Origin of the sequence: Caballeronia terrestris (assembly GCF_001544515.1) — a bacterium.
In the GTDB taxonomy this organism is placed as follows: domain Bacteria; phylum Pseudomonadota; class Gammaproteobacteria; order Burkholderiales; family Burkholderiaceae; genus Caballeronia; species Caballeronia terrestris.
Genome location: NZ_FCOL02000316.1, coordinates 1 through 1,956 on the forward strand (window position 1 = coordinate 1; position 1,956 = coordinate 1,956).

At 59.8% G+C, this 1,956-nt stretch carries 1 protein-coding gene; it reads left to right on the plus strand.

Annotated features, from left to right (window positions below; translation table 11 throughout):
* Positions 1-619 precede the first annotated feature (619 nt).
* The coding region (locus AWB67_RS36975; RefSeq protein WP_087660759.1) for a PQQ-dependent sugar dehydrogenase at positions 620-1,956 on the plus strand (1,337 nt) is incomplete at its 3' end.

Here is a 1,956-nt window from a genome sequence, read left to right on the forward strand (position 1 = left end):
CTACATCGTCTCGTCCCGATCTGACGCAGAAAAGCTCGTCGCGCACCATCTTGTGACGGGTTACGCTGACGCATACGTGTGAAATACGCACCCGGGCCATTGGACCCAGGGGTCCCGGCTTCTTATCGTGGTCAGCCCCGGTGATGGGCCGGGCGGGCGGCGGCAGACGACGCGTCCCAGCCGCTCGTTCCCACAACCAAATGGCGGTTTGCAACGCCCTGCGGCACTTCGCTTCAGCCCTGTTACCACAACAGAACGTCTTCGCTGCAATGGGCAAACGCTGATTCAGGTCGATAACGCGGGTTGTCCGCTCGGGCACACGATGACGGTGATTTTCGGTGTAAGGAATCACCAATAATTCGACGGCCGCTCCCCCTGATGGACATCAGAGGGAGCGAGGCCCGGGAGTTTCTGCCCTTCGGGCAGGGACGCGCCCCTTAAGATGTTTTTTAGATCGCGCTCCATCACGTGCCGCTTTCGAAACGCCGACACGGGAAGCCGGAAGCTGCGGTCTTGCGCTTGAGTCACGGAGCGGTTTTCCTCAGCGGGCAAAGCCACGGGCCGGCTTCTTGCTATTCCCTCCACGCGTCATCAACAACACTCAACGTTGGGAACCCTTATGCGCCTGCTAACTCGCCTGGTCGTTGCATTGGTTGTGCCGCTTGCCTCTTGCGCGATCGGACCATCGAGTCCAAGCAATACGGGATTCGGTGCGTCGCCCGTGCTGCCGGCTCCCGAGTCGTCGTGGGTTCCGATGGTCAATATCGCGCCCGCTCAGACACGTCCCGACAGTTTGACACCCACCGCTCCCGCCGGTTTTATCGTCACCAAGTTCGCCGCCGACCTAGCGCATCCGCGTTGGCTTTATACGCTGCCCAATGGGGACATACTCGTCGCGGAGAGCGACGCCCCAAACGAACACGATGAAGGCAGCGGCCTATTCGGCTGGATCAGAAAGCAGGTCATGAAGCGCGCCGGCGCCGGAGTGCCGAGTCCCGACCGCATTGTATTGTTGCGCGACGTCGACGGCGGTGGGACCGCGACAATGCAGACCGTGTTTCTGCGCGGCCTGCACTCCCCGTTCGGGATGGCACTCATTGGCAATCAACTCTATGTTGCCGATACGGACGCTTTGCTGCGTTTCAACTATGCGACGGGCGCCACTCAGATCACAAGCGCCGGCGTCAAGGTTGTCGACTTGCCAGCGGGACTCATCAACCATCATTGGACCAAGAACATCCTGGCCGATCGGTCTGGCAAACATCTGTACATTACGGTGGGATCGAACAGTAACGCAGGGGAAAATGGGATTGAAGCCGAAGAAGGCCGAGCGCGAATCCTTGAACTCGACGTGAACAGTGGACGTCTGCGGCCGTTTGCGACAGGGCTTCGCAATCCAAATGGACTCTCGTGGCAACCAGACAGCGGTGCATTGTGGACGGCAGTCAATGAGCGGGACGAACTCGGCAATAACCTTGTGCCAGACTACATGACAGCGTTAAAGGACGGTGCGTTTTACGGTTTCCCATACAGTTACTACGGCCAGCACATCGATACCCGTGTCACACCGCAACGCCCCGATAGGGTTGCGAAGGCCATCGCGCCTGACTATGCACTCGGCAATCACACGGCGTCACTAGGTCTTGCCTTTTACGACCAGGCGCTATTCCCGCCTCATTATCGTGGCGGCGCTTTTGTTGGTCAGCATGGGTCGTGGAATCGTAAGCCGCGCTCCGGCTACAAGGTGGTGTTTGTACCATTTGTCAATGGAAAGCCGGCCGGCATACCTGAGGACTTCCTCACCGGATTTTTGACAGCCGACGGCGACGCCGTGGGCCGACCCGTCGGCATCGCACTGGACGGGCACGGAGCCTTGCTCGTCGCTGACGACGTCGGTAACGCCGTGTGGCGGGTCGCACCGCTCGCCAATGACAAATCGTCAAACGTCGCTCCGGC